Source organism: Actinokineospora bangkokensis (genome assembly GCF_001940455.1).
In the GTDB taxonomy this organism is placed as follows: Bacteria; Actinomycetota; Actinomycetes; order Mycobacteriales; family Pseudonocardiaceae; genus Actinokineospora; species Actinokineospora bangkokensis.
The window spans coordinates 794,367-814,014 of record NZ_MKQR01000026.1 but is presented as its reverse complement, the minus strand read 5'-3'; the positions used below and the strand labels follow the sequence as shown (position 1 = coordinate 814,014).

Genomic DNA, 19,648 nt, shown 5'->3' with positions numbered 1-19,648 from the left:
CTCAGCGCACCCGCGCCTGCGCCTGGCGCAGGAACGCGGGCCCGCCGGTGGGCTCCACGGCGGGCAGGTAGGCCTCGGGGCTGTGCTGGACGGTGACCCCGGCCCGGTCGAACGAGTGCACCACGGCCCGGGTGAACTCGTGCGCGACCCGCTCCCGCCACAGCGTGCGGTCGCTGGAGGTGTCCAGGCCCAGCCGCTGGGCCACCACCGGGGCCAGGCCGTAGGCGCGGTCGGCGGCGAAGGCCTCCTCGCCGATGGAGCGGGCCAGGTAGACGCCGTTGAAGGGGGCGGCGGGGTAGTCGATGCCGCCGATGTGCAGGCGCAGGTTGCTGATCACCGGGACGGCGTGCCAGCGCAGCGCCATCCCGGCGAACCAGGCGTGCTCGGGGTGGGCGATGGGCACCTCCAGCACCGCCGCGCGCGGCACCGGGTGCGCGGTGACGCCCTCGTGCCCGGTCTCGACCACCAGCGGCAGCAGGTCGAACCGGCCGCGCTCGGCGGGCCCGTACCAGCCCAGGCGGGCGACGCGGGTGGTGAACTCGACCAGCCGCCGGTCGCCGGTGACGGTGCCGCCGTCGGCGTACCCGGCGTAGCGGACCAGCTGGTCGTTGCGGATGCGCGGCCCGGGCCGCCACGGGGTGTCCGGGGCGAACACGCTGACCAGCGGGCGCACGGTGCCGCCGCCGGTGGCCATCCGCAGGTGCCTGGCGCACTCGGCGGCCACGTCCGCGGCGTCGCGCACCCCGCGCAGGTCGCGCACGAGCAGCCCGCGCCAGGGCACGCCGTCCGGGCACCAGCCGCTGGCGCGCAGCGCGACCCGGGCGCCGTAGGCCAGCTCGGCGGGGGTGTGCCGGTAGGTGCCGGTGGCCGCGATCTCCGCGCGGACCTTGGCCAGCCGGGTGCCCAGGTCCCCGGCCTTGGGCCTGGCCTCGTGGAACCGGCGCAGGAACCGCTCCGCCACCGGGAACAGCGAGGCACGGCCTTCCCCCGGGAGCGATGCGGTGTCGTCGCGCAGAGCGGTCACGTAGCCACTATCGGCCCGAACGTGTGGGGACTGGAGTGCTCTAACGGGTGGACTTAACCGCAGATCAACTACGCCGAGTGATTAATCCGCGTTCGGTGATCAGGTGTTCACCGAACGTCACCCCGAGGTCACCTCAGACCCGCTCGAACAGCAGGTCGCGGCTGATCCGGCCCTCGGCGTCGGCGCGGGCCTCGAACTTCGTCCGGGGCCGCCACGGCGGCCGCGGCGCCCACCCGTCGTGCAGGTTGCGCAGCAGCGGCTCACCGGACAGCGCCGCCAGCATCTGCTCGGCGTAGTCCTCGATGTCGGTCGCGCAGTGCAGCACGCCCCCGGGCGCGAGCCGGGACGCCACCAGCGCCACGAACGCGGGCTGGATGAGCCGCCGCTTGTGGTGCTTCTTCTTCGGCCACGGGTCCGGGAAGTACACCCGCGCGCCGTGCAGCGAGCCCGGGGCGATGTGCTCGCGCAGCAGCACCACGGCGTCGCCGCGCAGCAGCCGCAGGTTCGCCAGCTCCATCGCCTCGGCGCGCAGCATCAGCTGCGCCAGGCCCGGCTGGTAGACCTCGACGGCCAGGTAGTTCAGCTCGGGGGCGGCCGCGGCCAGCTGCGCGGTCGTCTCGCCCATCCCCGACCCGATCTCCAGCAGCACCGGCGCCTCGCGGCCGAACCAGGCGGTCGCGTCCAGCGGCCCCTCGGGCAGGTCGGCGACCTCCCGGCCCAGCTCGGCCCAGCGGCGCGCCCACACCCGCTCCTGGCCCACGGTCAACCGGCCGCCCCGGTTGACGAAGCTGACCACACCGCGCCTGTGCTGCTGCTCGATCACGCCGGACAGGGTGTCACGCTGCCCGGCTCAGGGTGCCAGCGACTCCAGCCGGGCGAGGTTCTTGCGCAGGTCCACCAGCCCGCCGACGGCGATCGGCGCGGGGGCGGTGCCCGCGTGCACGGCCACCACGTCCAGCCAGCCCGGGTGGCGGTGGGTGTGGTTGAGGGTGGTGGGCATGCCCGGTTCGGCGAGCCTGCGCTCGGAGGGCATGTACTCCCAGTACCCGGTGTCGCCGTCGACCCCCCAGGGCACGAACACCCAGCCGGGGCGCGCGTCGAGCAGCTTGGCCACCCGGTCCTCCACGGCGAAGCCCTCCCGCCGCGAGGACAGCCCGCCCTCGGCCACCGCGCGCACCCACCACGGCGCGGGCGGGGCGATGTTCGGGGAGGCCGCGACCGCGGCCCGGTAGAGGGCGATGACCTGCGCCTCCGGCGCCCGGTGCACCCAGGCCCGGCGGGCGTCGGCGGGCACGGCGGCCGAGGCGCTGCCCGGCTGCTCGAGCGCGGCGGTCCACTCCAGGTCGACCAGCGGTTCGACGTGCAGGCGGCGCTGCGCTCCGCGCTGCTCGGGCAGGTTCTCAGCGGTGGCGGGATCGACGACCGTCAAGGTTCACCTCCACGGGCTCCGAGACGGGGTTCCAGGAACCATCTGACCGTGGAAAGTAGGCGAAATCCGCAAGCTGTGGGCCGCCTCACAGCGTCTTAACGTGGTCTTAATCCGATCAGCCGACCCCCGCGCCCCGGCGGCGGGCGCCAGGGGAAAAGGGCCTCGCCCGAACGAGATCGGTCAAGTCGTCCGTCCACTCCGGAAATGGGCGGCGGGCGTCGGGCACCCCCCGAAGGTGCCCGACGCCCGCCCTTTTCCCCGAACAGGACCGGTGCCGTCCCCGAAATCGCGGCGACCGGTCCCGCGATTTCACGCGTCGCGCTTGTCCGCCACCACCAGCGCGACCGCCAGCAGCACCGCGGCGACGGCCGCGAAGTAGCCCAGCGAGGCCCACGGGCCCAGCGGCGCGCCCGGCGCGCCCTCGCCCAGGAACCGCGAACCGACCTGGAACGGCATCCACTGCTGGATGTCGCGGCCCACCCGCGGGATGAGCGCGACCAGGGTCTCCACCAGCAGCGACCAGATCAGCACGACCGAGATGGCGCCCGCGGACTGGCGCACCAGGATGCCCACCGCGACCGCGACCACCGCGGCGACGGCGAACAGCGGCCCGACCCCGGCGACCTGGCGCCAGGCCGCCTCGCCCGCCAGCGCGATCGGCGCGGCGGACCCGGCGAACAGCTTGCCGACGGCCCAGGCGCCGAACCCGGCGACCTCACCGATGACCAGGGCCAGCAGCGCGACGACCCCGGTCTTGGCCAGCAGCGCCGAGGTGCGCCGCGGCACCGCCTGGAACGTGGTGCGGATGGTGCCGAACCGGTACTCGGTGGTGACCGCGAGCGCGGCCATCACCAGGATCACCATCTGCCCGAACTGGCCGCCCGCGAGCAGCAGCCCCAGGTCGAGGGTGGACTTGTCGGTGGTGGTCAGCGCGAGCAGCCCGGCGAAGCCCGCGACCAGGCCGACCGCCAGCACCGTGCTGAACCAGGGCGAGCGGGTGCTCATCAGCTTCATCCGCTCGGTGGCGAGCAGCGTCATCAGGCGTCCCTCCGGTTGACCGCGACCACCGCGGCGGCCAGCACGACCGCGGCGATGCCCGCGAAGTAGGCGAGTGCGGGCCACGGGCCCAGGACGGCGTCGGCGGGCGGCGGCCCGTACACCACGTCGCGCGCCGACGGGTCCGGGTCGCCGGTGATGAACTTGTCCGCGACGTTGAACGGCAGCCAGCGGAAGACGTCGTCGCCGACGCGCGGCACCAGCTGGACCAGCCCCTCGACGAGGAAGCTCCAGATGAGCAGCACCGACACCGCGCCCGCGGTGTGCCGCACGATGGCCCCCACGCCCACCGCCAGCACCGCCGCCGCGGCGTAGACCAGGCCGACGCCCGCGACCGCGCGCCACTCGTAGGCCGTCTGGAGCGCCAGGTCGGCGCCAGGGTCGACCAGCTTCGCGATCCCCCACGAGCCGAACCCGGCCAGCTCGCCCAGCACGAGGGCGACCACCGCGACGACCGCGGCCTTGGCGACCAGGGTGCCGGTGCGCCCCGGCGAGCCCAGGAAGCTGGCCCGGATGGTGCCGAAGCGGTACTCGGTGGTGACCGCGAGCGCGGCCATGACCATGACCACCGTCATGCCGAACCGGTAGCCGAACTGGGTCGAGGCCACCGTCAGCGGCACCTCGGGGACCGCGGTCGCCGCCATCAGCGCGGCGAACCCGGTGGTCAGCAGCAGCGCCAGCGCGGCGCACCACCACGGCGAGCGGGTGCTGACCAGCTTCATCCGCTCGACGGCCAGCAGCGTCACCTGGTCACGCCCTGCGGTCCGGTGGCCAGCAGCTGGGCGGCCTCGGCGGCGACGTCGGTGTGGTACTCCACCGAGTCGCCGGTCAGCTGCATGAACGCCTCCTCCAGCGACCCGCGCTGGGGGCTGAGCTCGTGCAGCACGGCGCCGGTGCGCGCCGCCAGCTCACCGATCTCGGCGGCGTCCATCCCGGACACCACCAGCGCGCCGCCGTCATCCTTGAGGTGGACCCCGGTCCGCCCCAGGGCCGAGCGCAGCTCGTCGAGCTGGGGGCTGCGCACCCGCACGGTGTTCTCGGTGGCCTGCGCGACGAAGTCCTCGGTGCTGGTCTGCGCGATCAGCTTGCCCCGGCCGATCACCACCAGCTCCTGCGCGGTGAGCGCCATCTCCGAGAGCAGGTGGCTGGAGACGAAGACCGTCCGCCCCTCCTCGGCCAGCCGGTGCATGAACCGGCGGATCCACAGGATGCCCTCCGGGTCCAGGCCGTTGACCGGCTCGTCGAACAGCAGCACCTGCGGGTCGCCCAGCAGCGCGGCGGCGATCCCCAGCCGCTGCGACATGCCCAGCGAGAACCCGCCCGCGTTCTTGCCCGCGACCGCGGTGAGGCCGACGACGTCGAGCACCTCGTCCACCCGCGCGGCCGGGATGCGGTTCGACCTGGCCATCCACGCCAGGTGCGCGCGGGCGGAGCGGTTGGGGTGCACCCACTTGGCGTCGAGCAGGGCGCCGACGGTGCGCAGCGGGTCCTTGAGGTCCCGGTAGCGCTTGCCGTCGATGCGGACCGTCCCCGAGGTGGGGGTGTCCAGGCCCAGCACCATCCGCATGGTGGTGGACTTGCCCGCGCCGTTGGGCCCGAGGAACCCGGTCACCCGGCCCGCCTTGACCGAGAACGACAGGTCGTCCACCGCCAACGTCTTCCCGTACCGCTTGGTGAGGCCCTGTGCCTCGATCATGCCGTCTCCCCTGTGTCGGTCCTGCGTCCCCCGGTTGACTGGGTCGAGCCTGTCCGACCCCGCACCGCGATCGCGTCGTCCTGTGGTCGCGCCCCCGGATCAGCTCCCGGGCGTAGCCTCTCGCCCCCGGCGTACCCCGGTCGATCGGTGATGACCCCGAGACGACCCTGATCCGGGCGCGACAGGGTTACTGAACCGTGGTTCAATAACTCTCGTGGCCCGCCCCCGCACGATCACCGACGAGCGCCTGCTCACCGCGGCGACCGCGGTGATCGCGCGCGGCGGGCCGGGCTTCACCCTCGCCCAGGTCGCGGACGAGGCCGGGGTCGCGGTGGGGACGGTGGCGGGCCGCTTCGGCTCCAAGCTGGGCCTGCTGCGCGCGCTCACCGAGCACACCACCGCCGAGGTCGTCGCGGCGATGCGCGCCGCGCGGTCCGGTGTGGACCCGGTCGCGGGCGTGCGCGCCGCCCTGGTGGGCAGCCACGCCGACCTCGGCGACGCCGCGTCGGCCGCCAACCACCTGCGCCAGCTCGGCGTCGACCTGAGCACGCCCGAGCTGTCGGAGCTGCTGGCCGCGCACTTCGCCGCGGTCGAGGAGGAGCTGCGCGCGGCGGTCGAGGCCGCCGCGCTGCCCGGCGCCCCACCCCCGCGGGTGGCGGCCAGGGTGCTGCTGTCGCTGGTCAACGGGGTGTCGCTGGACTGGTCGCTGCGGCCGGTCGGCACCCTGGTCGACCGGCTGTCCGAGGACGTCGACGCGGTGCTGGCGGGCTGGCACCGCTGAAGGGGGAGTGCACGTGGACCTGCGGGGCAAGGTCGCCGTCGTGACCGGCGCGACCAGGGGGTGCGGCCGCGCGATCGCCGTGGAGCTTGGCGCGGCGGGGGCGGCGGTGTACGTCACCGGGCGCAGCACGCGCGCGGGCCGGTCGCCGATGGACCGCGCGGAGACCATCGAGGAGACCGCGGAGCTGGTCGACGCCGCGGGCGGCACCGGCATCGCCGTGCGCTGCGACTTCACCGAGGTGTCCGACGTGGACGCCCTGCGCGACCGCGTCGCCGCCGACCACGGCCGGGTCGACGTGCTCGTCGACGACGTGTGGGGCGGCGACCAGCTGGCCGAGTTCGACAAGCCGTTCTGGGAGTCCGACCTGGACCGGGCGCTGCTGCTGGTGCACAACGCGCTCGACACCCACCTGATCGCCCTGCACCGGCTGCTCCCGCTGGTGGTCGCGGCGCGGGGCCTGGTCGTGGAGGTCACCGACGGCGACACCGACACCTACGAGTACGGCGTCGGCCTGCCCTACCACCTGGCCAAGTCCGGGGTCCGGGCCATCGGCCGGGTGCTGGGCCGCGACCTGGCCGAGCACGGCGCCACCGGGCTCGCGGTCACCCCGGGCTTCCTGCGCTCGGAGATGATGCTGGAGCACTTCGGCGTCACCGAGGAGAACTGGCGCGACGGCGCGCTCAAGGACCCCCACTACGTGATGGCCGAGTCCCCGGGCTACCTCGGCCGCGGGGTCGTGGCGCTCGCCGCGGACCCGGCGGTGTCGAGGTTCGCGGGCAAGACCATGGCCAGCTGGACCCTGATGCGCGAGTACGGCTTCACCGACCTCGACGGCTCCCGGCCGGACTGGGGCCGCTGGTACGACGACGTCGTCGTCCCCGGGGTGGACCCGACGACGGTCGACGCGTCGGCCTACCGCTGACCGCGCGGGCTCAGAGGTCGCCGGGGCGCACCAGCCCCGTCTCGTAGGCCAGCACCACCGCCTGCACCCGGTCGCGCAGGTCCAGCTTGGACAGCACCCGGCCGACGTGGGTCTTCACCGTGGCCTCGGACAGGAACAGCTTCCCGGCGATCTCGGAGTTCGACAGGCCCTGGGCGATGAGCACCAGCACCTCCCGCTCCCGCTCGGTCAGCGCGTCGAGCACCGCGGCGTCGCGCAGCTCCCCCGCCCCCGGCCCGCCGAGGAAGCGGTCCAGCAGCCTGCGGGTGACGCTGGGCGAGACCACGGCGTCGCCGCTGGCCACCGAGCGCAGCGCGTCCACCAGGTGCGCGGGCGGGGTGTCCTTGAGCAGGAAGCCGCTGGCCCCGCAGCGCAGCGCCGACAGCGCGTACTCGTCGAGGTCGAAGGTGGTCATCACCAGCACCTTCGCCGTGCCCGCCGCGGTGATCGCCCGGGTGGCCTCCACCCCGTCGAGCACCGGCATCCGCACGTCCATGAGCACCACGTCCGGGCGCAGCCGCGCGGCCAGGTCGACCGCGGCCCGGCCGTCACCCGCCTCGCCGACGACCTCCATGTCCTCCTGCGCGCCGAGCACCATGCGGAAGCCGACGCGCATCAGCTCCTGGTCGTCCACCAGCACAACCCTGATCACCCCGGTCAACCTATCCCTCCGCCACCGGCAGCACCGCGTGCACCCGCCAGCCGCCCTCGGGGCGCGGGCCCGCGCTGAGCGTGCCGCCGAAGACGTTGGCGCGCTCGCGCATGCCGATCAGCCCGTTGCCGCTGCCGGGGGCCACGACCCGGGAGCGGCCCGCGCCCTCGTCGAGCACCTCCAGCTCGACCTGGTCGCCGCCGCGGCGCACCCGCACCCGCGCCCGCGCGCCGGGGCCCGCGTGCTTGATCGTGTTCGTCAGCGCCTCCTGCACGATCCGGTACACCCCCAGGCCCACCCCGGCGGGCAGCGCGTCCAGCCCGCCGGAGAGCTCCAGCTCCACCGGCACCCCGGTGCCGCGCACCCGCTCGGCCAGGTCGGCCAGCGACTGCGCCCCCGGCTGCGGCGCCCGGTCGGACTCGCCGTGCTCGCTGCGCAGCACCCCGAGCAGCCTGCGCAGCTCGGTCAGCGCCTCCCGGCCGGTGGCCGAGATGGTGGCCAGCGCCTGCTCGGCGGTCTCCGGCGCGCCGCGCACGGCGTAGGCGGCGCCGTCGGCCTGCACCACGATCACGCTCACCGCGTGCGCCACCACGTCGTGCAGCTCGCGGGCGATGCGGGTGCGCTCGTCGGCGACGGCGATCCTGGCCTGCTGCCCGCGCTCGGTCTCCAGCAGCTCCAGCCGCCGCTCCACCTCCAGCTGGTAGGCGCGGCGGGCCCCGGAGAACTCCCCCAGCGTCCAGCACAGGGCGAAGATCACCGCGTACACGGCGACGACGAACACCCCGTTGAACCCCTGCAACCGCAGCAGCGCCCACACCACCGTGCCGATGGCCAGCCACACCGCGTACAGCCCGCCGTGCCTGCGGGTGGCGTAGGCGACCAGCGTGTAGAGCGAGATGCCCAGCGCCAGGTCGGCGAACCGCGCCCCCGGGTAGGCGTGCGTGACCAGCTGCACGAACCCGGCGCCGAGCACGCAGTACGCCGACAGCACCGGCTTGCGCCTGCGCACCACCAGCGGCAGCAGCAACCCGGCGCCCACCACCCAGTACCAGGGCTCCGCGACCCCCGTCGGGATGCGGGCCGCCCCCGCGATGAACTCGAACGCGGCCAGGACGAGCACCAGCACGACGTCACCCGCCGTCGGGTGCGCCTTGAACCACAAGCTGAGCCGCCGCACGGTCCCAGACTAGGAACACAGGGCCCCCGCCCGCGTCCTCCCGCCGTCGCACGAACGGGTCACCCCGCGGGCTGACGGCGGGCACCCCCGCGCCTGTCCGGAGTCGCGGACGCAACACTCGCGGGCATGGCACGATTCCCCCCATGTCGAGGGGAGGTTCGGCGTGACGAGCGCGACGGAGCAGCAGCACCTGGCGGGCCCGCTGTCGGCGGCGGTGGCCAACGTGTGCCAGCGGTTGCAGCCGCAGGTGTCGGCGCGCACCGCCGCCGGGTTCCGCGAGGTGCTGCGCAGGCTGTCCGCCCCCTTGCAGGTCGCCGTCGCGGGCCGGATCAAGTCGGGCAAGTCCACGCTGGTCAACGCCCTGATCGGGCGGCGGGTCGCGCCGACCGACGTCGGTGAGTGCACCCGGCTGGTGACCCGGTTCCAGTACGGCACCGTCGACCGGGTGGAGCTGGTGTTCTTCGACGGGCGCAAGCAGGTGCTCCCCTTCGAGGCGACCGGGATGATCCCCAACGACCTGGAGGTGGACTTCGACGAGGTCTCGCACCTGGAGGCCTACCTGACCAACGCCGTGCTGCGCGACCTCACGGTCATCGACACCCCCGGGCTCGGCTCGCTCGACGCCGCCAGCGTCAAGCGCACCGAGCAGCTGCTCGGCGCCGCCAAGCACGCCAAGCCCGACGCCGACGACGCCGACGACACCGACGCCGAGGAGGACGGGGACGAGCTCGACGACACCTCCCGCAACGCCGTCGCGGGCGCCGAGGCCGTGCTCTACGTCGTCACCCAGGGCGTGCGCGCCGACGACCAGCAGGCGCTCGCCGCGTTCACCGCCGCCACCGCCAGCCGCGAGGCCGGGCCGGTCAACGCCATCGCCGTGCTCAACAAGGCCGACACCATCACCCCCGAGTCGGTGACCGGCAGCGACGGCGACGTGTGGAAGGCGGCCACGCTGCTCGCCCAGAAGCAGGCCGCCACCCTCAAGCCCCGGGTCGCCGACGTCATCCCGGTGATCGGCCTGCTCGCGGAGTCGGCCGAGTCCGGCGGGTTCACCTCCGCCGACGCCGACGCGCTGCGCCAGCTCGCGGCGCTGGACGAGGCCACCTGGGAGACGATGATGATCTCCGCGGACATCTTCACCTCCTGGGACTGCCCGGTGCCCACCGGCACCCGGGTCAAGCTGCTGGAGCGGCTGGACCTCTACGGCATCCGCACCGCCGTCGACGCGCTGCGCGCCGACCCCGACCTCACCGCGGGCGCGCTGCGCCGCAAGCTGCTCGACGCCTCCGGCCTGGCGGGGGTGCGCTCCCGGCTCGACGCGGTGTTCCGCGCCCGCGCCGACGGCATCAAGGCCGCCGCCGCCCTGGCCAGCGTGACCGCCCTGGCGCACGCCTCCGGCGACCCCGGCGAGCGGCAGCGGGTGCACGACGCCATCGAGGTGCTGCTGGCCAAGCCCGAGGCCCACCAGCTGCGCCTGCTGGAAGCGCTGACCCTGGTCACCTCCGGCGCCGTGGCCATGCCCGACGACCTGGCCGAGGAGGTGCTGCGGGTGGGCAGCAGCGCCACCGTGGCCGAGCAGCTGGGCATGGCCGGGCGCCCGGCGAAGGAGCTGTCGGCCTACGCGCTGGAGCGGGCGGGCTGGTGGCGCTCGTTCGCCTCCTTCGGCGCCACCCCGGCGCAGAGCCGCGTCGCGCACGTGGTGCACCGCGCCTACTTCCTCATCTGGCAGCAACTCCGCGAACAGCAGGCAGGGTGAGATGGCTTCCTGGTTCCACCGGCGCAAGGACGCCGACGGCGACACCGTCGAGGTGCGCGCCCAGGTCATCGCGGACGCCGACCGCGCGGGCGAGCGACCGCAGCCGCCGCCGCCGGGCCCGCTGCCGACGCTGCCCAAGCTCTCGCTGCCCGGCGCCGAGCCGCCGCCCGCCCAGCCCGAACCGGAGCTGGAGGACGACTTCCGACTGGAGCCCGCCCTGGTGAGCATCGCCCCCGAGGTCTACGACCAGGCGCTGGAGGAGCGGCGGGCGCTGGTCCAGCTCGCCCTCTACGCCCACGACCGGGCCCGCAGCTCCGGGGTCGCCGAGCGGATCGAGTCCGGCCTGGCCGAGGTGGGGGTCACCGCGCTGCGCCCGGACGGGCAGGACTTCGACCCCGCGGTGCACGAGGCGGGCGGCACCGTGGAGACCGGCGACGAGGCCCTGGACGGCACCGTCGCCGAGACCGAGGTCGTCGGGTTCGCCGACCGCGGCCAGGTGCTGCGCGCCCCGATCGTCACCGTCTACCGGAGCACGGCGGCCACCGCGTGACCGCCCAGGCCACGCCGCTGCCGCTGCCCAAGCAGGTCGCCCAGGCCCGCGAGCAGCTGCTCGCCCTGCTGCGCGAGTCCGCCCCCGAGGCCGCCCGGTGGGTCGAGGAGCAGCGCGCCAAGCGCCGCAAGCTGCCCTCGGTGGTGGTCGTCGGGGAGACCAACCGGGGCAAGAGCTCGCTGGTCAACGCCATGGTCGACACCCCGGGGCTGTCCCCTGTGGACGCCGACGTCGCCACGGCCACCTACCTGGTGTTCGGGCCTGCCGAGCAGTGGCAGGCCCGCGCCTGCTACCCCGGCCAGCTCGCCCCGGTTCCCGTGCCGCTCGACCAGCTCGTCAACTGGGTGTCGGCCGCCCACGAGCTGCCCGACGGCGAGCTGCCGCCGCGCTACGTCGAGGTCGACGGGCCCGCCCCGCTGCTGCAGAAGCTCGTCGTCGTCGACACCCCGGGCGTCGGCGGCCTGGACTCGGTGCACGGCGAGCTGGCGGTCGAGGCCGCCGCCACCGCCACCGCGCTGCTGTTCGTCGTGGACGCCTCCGCCCCGTTCACCCAGGGCGAGCTGAACTTCCTGGCGGGGGTGGGCGACCGGGTGGAGACGGTGGTGTTCGCGCTGTCCAAGGTGGACGCCTACCGCGGCTGGCGGCAGGTGCTGGAGGCCAACCAGGCGCTGCTGGCCGAGCACGCGCCCCGGTTCAAGGACGCGGTGTTCCACCCGGTGTCCTCCCGCATGCACGACCTGGCGGCCAAGGCGCCCAGCGCTGAGGCCGCCGAGATGCTGCGCGAGCGCTCCGGGGTGCCGGAGCTGCTGGCCTCGCTGGAGTCGCTGCTGGTGGGCCGGTCGGTGATGCTCTCGGAGGCCAACACCCTGCGCGCGCTGTCGACGGCGCTGGGCGAGCTCCAGGTCAACCTGGAGAACGAGAAGCGCGCGCTGACCACCGGCGAGGACGAGGCCGAGGCGCTGCGCAGGCGCAAGGACGAGCTCACCGCCGAGCGCCGCTCCTCCACCCGCGGCTGGCAGGTGCGGCTGCGCAGCGAGGTGCAGCGGGCCCGGCTGGACAACGCCCACGAGGTCGCCAGGGAGATGCGCGACCTCCAGTCCTGGTTCCGCCAGGCCATCGACAACGCCGACCGCGACCAGCTCAAGCTGCTGCCCGCGCACGTCGACACCGCCATGCAGGTCGTCACCGGCAGGCTCAGCGAGCGGGTGGGCACCCGGCTCAACCAGGTGGCCGACACCGTGCTCGCGGAGCTGTTCTCCGCCGAGGAGCTGGCCGTCATCCGGTCGCAGTTCGCCCGCACCGGCGGCCCGCAGGTCATCGTGCGCGGCGCGGAGAAGCGGGCGCCGACGGCCGAGGACAAGCTGCTGGTGTTCATGGGCGGGGTCAGCGGCATCGGTGCGGGCAAGATGGCCGTGCTGCCGCTGGCGGGCGCGGTCGCCGCGCCGATCCTGCTGGTGCCCACGGTGATCATCGGCCTGGGCGCGGGGTGGTGGATCGCCCGCACCCGCAAGCACACCGCGGACAAGCAGCACATGAAGACCTGGCTCAACGAGTCGATCGCCGACACCCGGTCCACGTTGGACCAGCTGGTCACCGAGCAGCTCATCGACGCGGAGTCGCAGCTGTCGCTGGCCCTGGACGAGGCGCTGGGCAAGCGCATCCAGGGCATCGAGGAGCAGCTGCGCGAGGTGGACAAGGCGCTGCGGCTGGACGTGACCGAGCGGCAGAAGCGGACGGTCGCGGTGAACAAGAGGCTGGGCGAGGTCGTGACCGGGCGTGAGCGCGCGGAGAAGCTGCTCGCCGGGATCCGCACTGTTCGGGACAAGAAATAACCTGGTAGGCGGTACCGGATCCGCCGTAACGCCGGGAACCGGGTGGGCGAATCGAGAGTCATACCCACAACCGGACAGTGAACAGCACCCCCGCAGGGGACGGAGCAGGGAGAGCCCCATGTACGTGGACGAGACCGGCGCGGACGCCACCGACACCACCGCAGACGACCACGGCCACGACACCCTCACCGTCGAGGTCGACGGCCAGGAGTACGAGGTCACCGAGAACTACGACTACGACCAGGACGGCGACAACGACGCCGCGGTGGTGCAGACCGAGGACGGCTACATGGCGTTCTCCGACTCCGACGGCGACGGCCAGGCCGACACCGTCGTGCAGCTCGACGAGCAGGGCAACGTCACCGCCGCCGCCGAGTACGACGAGGCCACCGGTGAGTGGACCGAGGCCGACCCCGGCTCGGTGACCGCCCCCGGCGGCGACGGCGCCGACGGCTCGGGCACCGGCGCCGACACCGGGTCCGACACCACGGACGCCTCCGACACCGGCTCCACCGGCTCCGGCGACCAGATCGTCGTCGACACCCCCGACGGCGACGTGACCGCGGGCGAGGCCCAGTACGACGCCGACGGCGACGGCCGCAACGACACCGCCGTCGTCACCGACGAGCAGGGCAGCACCTACGCCTTCACCGACACCGACGGCGACGGCCAGGCCGACCAGGCCGTCGTCATCGAGGCCGACGGCGACGTCACCGTCGCCGCCCACACCGGCGACGACGAGTGGACCACCGTCGAGACCGGCCACATCAACGCCGACGGCAGCTACGAGGCCGACGGCGGCTCGGCGGGCTCGGACTCCTCCAGCACCCCCGCCACCGACTCGTCGAGCGCCGCGGGCGCCGCCGGTTCCTCCGCGGGCGCCACCACCGGCTCCGACGCCGCCTGGTCCGAGGCCTGACGGCCCCGCTCCACCAGCACGACCGGCACCACAGCAGGACCAGCAGAAGAGCACGACCGGCACCACGCGGTCACGCAGCCACCGGGCCCCCGGCACCAGCCGGGGGCCCGGTCTGCGTCCACCCCCACCCGCCCCGCTGCGCAGCCGAACCCCCCAGGCTCACCCCGCGGCTCCGCCCCCGCAAGCGGCCATCCACAGCCCCCCGGGGACCCCCGATTTCCACCCTTCCAGAGCGGACTGACAGCGACGCGGCGAGTGCGACGAGTTGTCCACAACCTCGACGGGGACATTACGGGCGGGATTCCTGGGCGTCGGTAATTGGTCATACCAATGCGGAATTCGCGGTCGGGGGTGACGGAAGACGCACCGCCGTCGTCGGTGATCGGCGGACGGGCGCGGACCAGTTCGGCGCGCGACCGCGCGCGGGCCCGGCAACTGCGGCAAGCGCCCTGCAAGAGGGGCCGGTGAGGGTGCGGTACAAGATCGACAAAGACTCAGTGGTGGACCTCACGTGATCCATGTGACTGTCCGGTAAACGGACGTCGGAAGCCTGGAATAGGCGCAGCATTCGAGTTCTGAATCGATTCCCTGATCGGTCTTGTGAGAGAGCCGACAGGTCAGACATCGGTTACCTGCGCGTCACTTCGCTAACCTCGGTGCATTCCCTTCACGGCCAGCACCCGCTCCCCGATGGGGCGGGCGCCGAGCCCAATCGATGAGGACGCCGGCGTCCCGGTCAGGAGCAGCGGCGTCCTGATCGGCATTTCGGCGTTCAGTCAGGAGACGAGGCGAGATGACGGCAGTGACCATCCCCGGTGTCGACCAGGCACCCACCACGCACAAGCGGCTCCTGTCCTGGGTGCGCGAGGTCGCCGAGCTGACGGCTCCGGACGCGGTGGTGTGGGTGGACGGGTCCGAGCAGGAGTGGACCCGCGTCACCGACAAGCTGGTCGAGGCGGGGACGTTCACCCGCCTGGCCAAGAAGCCGAACTCGTTCTACGCCGCCTCCGACCCCAACGACGTCGCGCGCGTCGAGGAGCGCACCTTCATCTGCTCGGTCGACGAGGCCGACGCCGGTCCCACCAACAACTGGATGGACCCGGCCGAGATGAAGGCCATCATGACCGAGCTGTACCGCGGCTGCATGCGCGGTCGGACCATGTACGTCATCCCGTTCTGCATGGGCCCGCTCAACGCCGACAAGCCCATGCTCGGCGTGGAGATCACCGACTCCGAGTACGTCGTGGCCTCGATGCGGATCATGACCAGGATGGGCACCCAGGCCCTGGAGCGCTTCGTGGCCGAGGACGGCACCGAGGCCGACTTCGTGCCCGCCCTGCACTCGATCGGCGCGCCGCTGGAGAAGGGCCAGCAGGACGTGGCCTGGCCGTGCAGCGACACCAAGTACATCGTGCACTTCCCGGAGGAGCGGCTGATCTGGAGCTACGGCTCCGGCTACGGCGGCAACGCGCTGCTGGGCAAGAAGTGCTACTCGCTGCGCATCGCCTCGGTGATCGGCCGCGACGAGGGCTGGCTGGCCGAGCACATGCTGATCCTCAAGCTCACCTCGCCCGAGGACAAGGTCTACTACGTCGCCGCCGCGTTCCCCAGCGCCTGCGGCAAGACCAACCTGGCCATGCTGGAGCCGACCATCCCGGGCTGGAAGGTCGAGACCATCGGCGACGACATCGCCTGGATGCGCTTCGGCGAGGACGGCCGCCTCTACGCGGTGAACCCGGAGAACGGCTTCTTCGGCGTCGCCCCCGGCACCGACTACCACACCAACCCCAACGCGATGCGCACCATCGAGAAGGGCAACTCGCTCTTCACCAACGTGGCGCTCACCGACGACGGCGACGTGTGGTGGGAGGGCATGACCGAGCAGCCGCCCGCGCACCTGACCTCGTGGAAGAAGGCCGACTGGACCCCCGAGTCCACCGAGAAGGCCGCGCACCCGAACTCGCGCTACTGCACCCCGATCGACCAGTGCGACACCAAGGCCGCCGAGTGGGACGACCCCAACGGCGTGCCGATCTCGGCGATCTTCTTCGGCGGCCGCCGGGCCACCACGATCCCGCTGGTCACCGAGTCCCGCGACTGGCAGCACGGCACCTTCATGGGCGCCACGCTGTCGTCGGAGACCACCGCGGCCGCGGTCGGCGCGGTCGGCGTGGTGCGCCGCGACCCGATGGCGATGCTGCCGTTCATCGGCTACAACGCCGGTGACTACTTCAACCACTGGATCGAGACCGGCAAGCGGGCCGACGCGGCCAAGCTGCCCAAGATCTTCTACGTGAACTGGTTCCGCCGCGGCGACGACAAGCGCTTCCTGTGGCCCGGGTTCGGCGAGAACAGCCGCGTGCTGAAGTGGGCCATCGAGCGCATCGAGGGCAAGGCCGCCGCGCAGGAGACCCCGATCGGCTGGGTGCCCACCGCCGACGAGCTCGACCTGTCCGGCCTCGACGACGACCGCGCCGACATCGAGGCGGCGCTGTCGTTCGACGCCGACGAGTGGCGCGCGGAGATCCCGCTCATCGAGGAGTGGTTCGACAAGATCGGCGACAAGCTCCCGACGCCGCTGCGCGACGAGCTGGAGGCCCTCAAGCAGCGCCTGGGCTGATCGAGCACGACCGCGAAGAGGCCACCCCCGCCCGGGGGTGGCCTCTTCGCGCGTCCGGGCTGTGGACAACTCCATCCACAGCTGTGCACAACCCCCCGACCAGCGATCCCCTGCTCAGGGCGTGTCACTCCACCCTCAAGAACCCCAAAAATCACACGCGTACCACGGTTGTCCACAGCCTGTGGACAGAGTTGTGCACAGCCTGTGGACCCGGCCGCGCGGCGGGCGGCAGGACCACCCCGAACGTTGCGATCCGGTGTTGACCGGTGACGGCGGCGCGCGGAGGTCATAGGGTCTCCCGGCACCACTACGCCGCATGATCGAGGTCACGCCATGGCACCGCCGAAGAAGTCGGTCTCCGGCCTGCGCTGGAGCCCGTGGAACCTGCTGCTGCTGGTCCCGCTCGCCCTGCTCATCACGCCCGTGTTCAACCGCCGCGGTCCCGAGCTCATCGGGATGCCGTTCTTCTACTGGTTCCAGTTCCTCGGCGTGTTCGTCGGGGTCATCTGCACGTCGCTGGTGTTCGCGATGACCAAGGACAAGCCGACCACCGCGCCCGGCGCGCCCGGCGACGTCGACGACCTCGACGAGGGGGTGCGGCCGTGAAGTGGACCGAGCTGGTCATCTTCGCCGTCCTGTTCCTGGGCGTGACCGTCCTCGGCTTCGTCGCGGCGAAGTGGAAGGCGGGCAGCACCCTCGACCACCTGGACGAGTGGGGCCTCGGCGGCCGCAAGTTCGGCAGCTGGGTCACCTGGTTCCTCATCGGCGGTGACATCTACACCGCCTACACCTTCGTCGCCGTGCCCGCGCTGATGTTCAGCTCCGGCGCGCTCGGCTTCTACGCGCTGCCCTACACGGTGGTGCTCTACCCGATCATCTTCCTGCCCGTGCTGCGCATGTGGTCGGTGTCGCGGGTGCACGGCTACGTCACCCCGGCCGACTTCGTCCGCGGTCGCTACGGGTCGAGCGTGCTGGCGCTGCTGGTCGCCATCACCGGCATCGTCGCCACCATGCCCTACATCGCGCTGCAGCTGGTGGGCCTGGAGGCCGTGCTGCGCACCATGGGCATCAACGGCTCGGGCATCGTCGGGCACCTGCCGCTGTTCATCGCGTTCCTGGTGCTCGCGCTCTACACCTACCAGTCCGGCCTGCGCGCGCCCGCGCTGATCGCGTTCGTCAAGGACATCCTGGTGTACCTGGTGATCATCGTCGCGGTGGTCTACCTGCCCATCAAGCTCGGCGGCTGGGGGCACATCTTCTCCTCCGCCCAGGCCAAGTTCGACGCCACGCCCAACCCGGCCGACGGGCTGCTGCTGACGCCGAACAACCAGCTCCAGTACGCGACCCTGGCGCTGGGCTCGGCGCTGGCGCTGTTCCTCTACCCGCACTCGATCACCGGCACGCTCGCCTCCAAGAGCCGCACGGTGATCAAGCGGAACATGTCGGCGCTGCCCGCGTACTCGTTCCTGCTCGGCCTGCTCGCGCTGCTCGGCCTGGTCGCGATCGCCTCCCCCGGCCTCAAGCCGATCCTCAACCAGGCCACCGGCAAGCCGGACTCCAACACCGTCATCCCGGTGCTGTTCCAGAACGAGTTCTCCCCGTGGTTCGCGGGCGTGGCCTTCGCCGCCATCGGCATCGGCGCCCTGGTGCCCGCCGCGATCATGTCGATCGCCGCGGCGAACCTGTGGACCCGCAACATCTACAAGGAGTACATCAAGAAGGACGCCTCCCCCGCCCAGGAGGCCAAGCAGGCCAAGCTGGCGTCGCTGCTGGTCAAGCTGGGCGCGGTGCTGGTCATCGTGTTCATCGACCCGCAGTTCTCCATCGACCTGCAGCTCATCGGCGGCGTGATCATCCTGCAGACGCTGCCCGCGGTGGCCATCGCGCTCTACACCCGCTGGCTGCACGTGCGGGGCCTGATCGCGGGCTGGGTCGTGGGCATGGCGTGGGGCCTGTGGCTGCTCTACAACATCGGCAACCCCAACACCGGCAAGGCGCACTTCGGCGGCTCGGCGCTCGCGCTGGACAAGCTGTCGCTGTTCGGCTGGAAGCCGTTCATCGGCTCGCAGGTGCAGATCTACGTCGGCATCGTCGCGCTGGTGGCCAACCTGCTGGTCGCGGTCGTCGTCACCGCCGTGGCCCGCAAGCTCAAGGCCGACAACGGCATCGACAAGACCAACCCGGACGACTACCACGCCGACGACGGCGACAAGAACCTCCGGGAGGTCGGGGCGCACTAGCTCTGATTTTTCCCGCCGCCCGCCCCCTCGTCCCCGCCCGGCATCGTCCCCGGCTTGGTCTCACGGCCGCCGGGGGACGGTGCGGGGTGGGGACGTTGGCGTAGTGCCTGGGGGTGCTGTGCGGCATCGTTCCCGGCTTGGCGCGACGGCTGTTCGGCATCGTCCAGGCTTGGTCCTGTGACCACCGGCGGCGGCGCCGGGTGAGGATTCGGCTGGCTGGAGATGGCACGCCCCGGCTCAGATAGGGGCGCCGGGCTTGGCCGGGGAGGCCGCTGCTCAGCGGCCTCCCCGGTGTGCACGAGGCCCCGCGCTCCTGGGGAGTGCGGGGCCTCGTCGCGGGAGGGACCGCCTACCGCCTGCGGGTGGTGCTGATGACGGCCGCGAGGCCGCCGACGCCGATGAGCGCGGCCAGCGGGCCGACGACCAGCGCGACGAACACCAGGAAGCCCACCATGGCGGCGAGCATCAGCAGCGCGGCGCGCAGGGTCGGCGCCCACCCGCCGACCAGGTGCTCGGCGATCACCAGCACCCGCTCGCGGGCGGTCGGCGCGGGTGGGTGCTGCCCGGGGCGGGCCAGGTCGACGGTGGGGGCGGTGGCGACGACGTCCACCTCCGGGTTCTCCGGGGTGAAGGTCAGGTGCAGGGTGCGTCGGACGTCCACCCGGGTGGACTCCGTTCCTGTCACGGCCAAGGCGACGAACTCCTTCGTGGTACTGCGGTTACGCATAGTCTGCACCCGCGCACGGCCCGGAGGGCCGTCTACTCCGGAGTAGACGATAAACGGAGCGTGTTCAGCGCCGAACGGTAGGCAGTGATGCGGGTCACCGATCGGGTGAGCTGTACACCCGTTGCTACGGCACTTGGCGCAGGTGCGCCAGGTTCGATCGTCCGCTGTCGGGACGGAGTACGTCACGATTAGTCAGTTGTCAACGCAATGACCACCCTGGGCGCCGGTGTCCACCGCTGTCCGATTACG

18 protein-coding genes are annotated in these 19,648 nt (G+C 72.7%); 9 read left to right on the top strand and 9 right to left on the bottom strand.

Translation table 11 applies throughout. The features are described 5' to 3' along the window. Window position 1: 1 nt before the first annotated feature. From BJP25_RS26570 to BJP25_RS26545, 6 genes are all read right to left on the bottom strand, one after another. The gene (locus BJP25_RS26570) at window positions 2-1,024 is read right to left on the bottom strand and encodes a nitric oxide synthase oxygenase (RefSeq protein ID WP_075977679.1); all 1,023 of its coding nucleotides are present in this window, start codon (window positions 1,022-1,024) and stop codon (window positions 2-4) included. A gap of 133 nt (window positions 1,025-1,157) precedes the next feature. Further along, window positions 1,158-1,847, bottom strand: a complete 690-nt coding sequence (gene trmB, locus BJP25_RS26565; RefSeq protein ID WP_408607208.1) for a tRNA (guanosine(46)-N7)-methyltransferase TrmB — start codon at window positions 1,845-1,847, stop codon at window positions 1,158-1,160. Window positions 1,848-1,874: 27 nt separating this feature from the next. Further along, a complete protein-coding gene (locus BJP25_RS26560; protein ID WP_233158259.1) occupies window positions 1,875-2,453 on the bottom strand; it encodes a hypothetical protein in 579 nt (192 codons plus the stop codon). 309 nt (window positions 2,454-2,762) lie between these two features. Then, window positions 2,763-3,491 (bottom strand): hypothetical protein, encoded by a 729-nt coding sequence (locus tag BJP25_RS26555; protein WP_075977678.1) that lies wholly within the window; start codon window positions 3,489-3,491, stop codon window positions 2,763-2,765. After that, window positions 3,491-4,255, bottom strand: coding sequence for a hypothetical protein (locus BJP25_RS26550; RefSeq protein WP_075977677.1), 765 nt, complete (start codon window positions 4,253-4,255; stop codon window positions 3,491-3,493). Before BJP25_RS26550 ends, BJP25_RS26555 begins: the two co-directional genes overlap by 1 nt. Further along, entirely contained in the window at window positions 4,252-5,205 is a 954-nt protein-coding gene (locus BJP25_RS26545) for an ABC transporter ATP-binding protein (protein ID WP_075977676.1), read from the bottom strand. Before BJP25_RS26545 ends, BJP25_RS26550 begins: the two co-directional genes overlap by 4 nt. A gap of 214 nt (window positions 5,206-5,419) precedes the next feature. On the opposite strand from BJP25_RS26545, the gene BJP25_RS26540 reads away from it, so the two are divergent. Then, window positions 5,420-5,986 (top strand): TetR/AcrR family transcriptional regulator, encoded by a 567-nt coding sequence (locus tag BJP25_RS26540; protein WP_075977675.1) that lies wholly within the window; start codon window positions 5,420-5,422, stop codon window positions 5,984-5,986. 19 nt (window positions 5,987-6,005) lie between these two features. Then, on the top strand, window positions 6,006-6,908 hold the full coding sequence (locus BJP25_RS26535) for an SDR family oxidoreductase (RefSeq protein WP_198943615.1): 903 nt from the start codon (window positions 6,006-6,008) through the stop codon (window positions 6,906-6,908). Between the two features lie 10 nt (window positions 6,909-6,918). On the opposite strand, the gene BJP25_RS26530 is transcribed toward BJP25_RS26535, so the two are convergent. Further along, the gene (locus BJP25_RS26530) at window positions 6,919-7,578 is read right to left on the bottom strand and encodes a response regulator (protein WP_075977863.1); all 660 of its coding nucleotides are present in this window, start codon (window positions 7,576-7,578) and stop codon (window positions 6,919-6,921) included. 10 nt (window positions 7,579-7,588) lie between these two features. Then, entirely contained in the window at window positions 7,589-8,755 is a 1,167-nt protein-coding gene (locus BJP25_RS26525) for a sensor histidine kinase (RefSeq protein WP_075977673.1), read from the bottom strand. Between the two features lie 163 nt (window positions 8,756-8,918). Here BJP25_RS26525 and BJP25_RS26520 point away from each other — a divergent pair, with 163 nt between their 5' ends. The 7 genes from BJP25_RS26520 to mctP all read left to right on the top strand — a co-directional run bounded on the left by BJP25_RS26520 (window position 8,919) and on the right by mctP (window position 18,672). Then, entirely contained in the window at window positions 8,919-10,511 is a 1,593-nt protein-coding gene (locus tag BJP25_RS26520) for a dynamin family protein (protein WP_075977672.1), read from the top strand. A gap of 1 nt (window position 10,512) precedes the next feature. Continuing rightward, entirely contained in the window at window positions 10,513-11,061 is a 549-nt protein-coding gene (gene grpE / locus BJP25_RS32855; protein ID WP_084794531.1) for a nucleotide exchange factor GrpE, read from the top strand. Beyond that, window positions 11,058-12,893, top strand: coding sequence for a dynamin family protein (locus BJP25_RS26510; RefSeq protein WP_075977671.1), 1,836 nt, complete (start codon window positions 11,058-11,060; stop codon window positions 12,891-12,893). Before grpE ends, BJP25_RS26510 begins: the two co-directional genes overlap by 4 nt. A gap of 118 nt (window positions 12,894-13,011) precedes the next feature. Beyond that, the gene (locus tag BJP25_RS34400) at window positions 13,012-13,812 is read left to right on the top strand and encodes a hypothetical protein (protein ID WP_075977670.1); all 801 of its coding nucleotides are present in this window, start codon (window positions 13,012-13,014) and stop codon (window positions 13,810-13,812) included. 793 nt (window positions 13,813-14,605) lie between these two features. After that, the gene (locus tag BJP25_RS26500; protein ID WP_075977669.1) at window positions 14,606-16,432 is read left to right on the top strand and encodes a phosphoenolpyruvate carboxykinase (GTP); all 1,827 of its coding nucleotides are present in this window, start codon (window positions 14,606-14,608) and stop codon (window positions 16,430-16,432) included. A 333-nt stretch (window positions 16,433-16,765) separates the two neighbouring features. After that, window positions 16,766-17,038: a DUF3311 domain-containing protein gene (locus BJP25_RS26495; protein ID WP_075977668.1), complete on the top strand. Its 273-nt coding sequence runs from the start codon at window positions 16,766-16,768 to the stop codon at window positions 17,036-17,038. Further along, window positions 17,035-18,672: a monocarboxylate uptake permease MctP gene (mctP, locus tag BJP25_RS26490; RefSeq protein WP_075977667.1), complete on the top strand. Its 1,638-nt coding sequence runs from the start codon at window positions 17,035-17,037 to the stop codon at window positions 18,670-18,672. The genes BJP25_RS26495 and mctP overlap by 4 nt, the downstream gene beginning before the upstream one ends. A 349-nt stretch (window positions 18,673-19,021) precedes the next feature. On the opposite strand, the gene BJP25_RS26485 is transcribed toward mctP, so the two are convergent. Beyond that, window positions 19,022-19,399: an alpha/beta hydrolase family protein gene (locus BJP25_RS26485; RefSeq protein WP_143219304.1), complete on the bottom strand. Its 378-nt coding sequence runs from the start codon at window positions 19,397-19,399 to the stop codon at window positions 19,022-19,024. Window positions 19,400-19,648 lie beyond the last annotated feature (249 nt).

Bases quoted from the DNA above. Each gene is read 5' to 3' on its own strand.
- BJP25_RS26555 (WP_075977678.1), bottom strand. From the start codon at position 3,491: ATGACGCTGCTCGCCACCGAGCGGATGAAGCTGATGAGCACCCGCTCG.
- BJP25_RS26545 (WP_075977676.1), bottom strand. From the start codon at position 5,205: ATGATCGAGGCACAGGGCCTCACCAAGCGGTACGGGAAGACGTTGGCG.
- grpE (WP_084794531.1), top strand. From the start codon at position 10,513: ATGGCTTCCTGGTTCCACCGGCGCAAGGACGCCGACGGCGACACCGTC.
- BJP25_RS34400 (WP_075977670.1), top strand. From the start codon at position 13,012: ATGTACGTGGACGAGACCGGCGCGGACGCCACCGACACCACCGCAGAC.
- BJP25_RS26500 (WP_075977669.1), top strand. From the start codon at position 14,606: ATGACGGCAGTGACCATCCCCGGTGTCGACCAGGCACCCACCACGCAC.
- BJP25_RS26495 (WP_075977668.1), top strand. From the start codon at position 16,766: ATGGCACCGCCGAAGAAGTCGGTCTCCGGCCTGCGCTGGAGCCCGTGG.
- BJP25_RS26485 (WP_143219304.1), bottom strand. From the start codon at position 19,399: ATGCGTAACCGCAGTACCACGAAGGAGTTCGTCGCCTTGGCCGTGACA.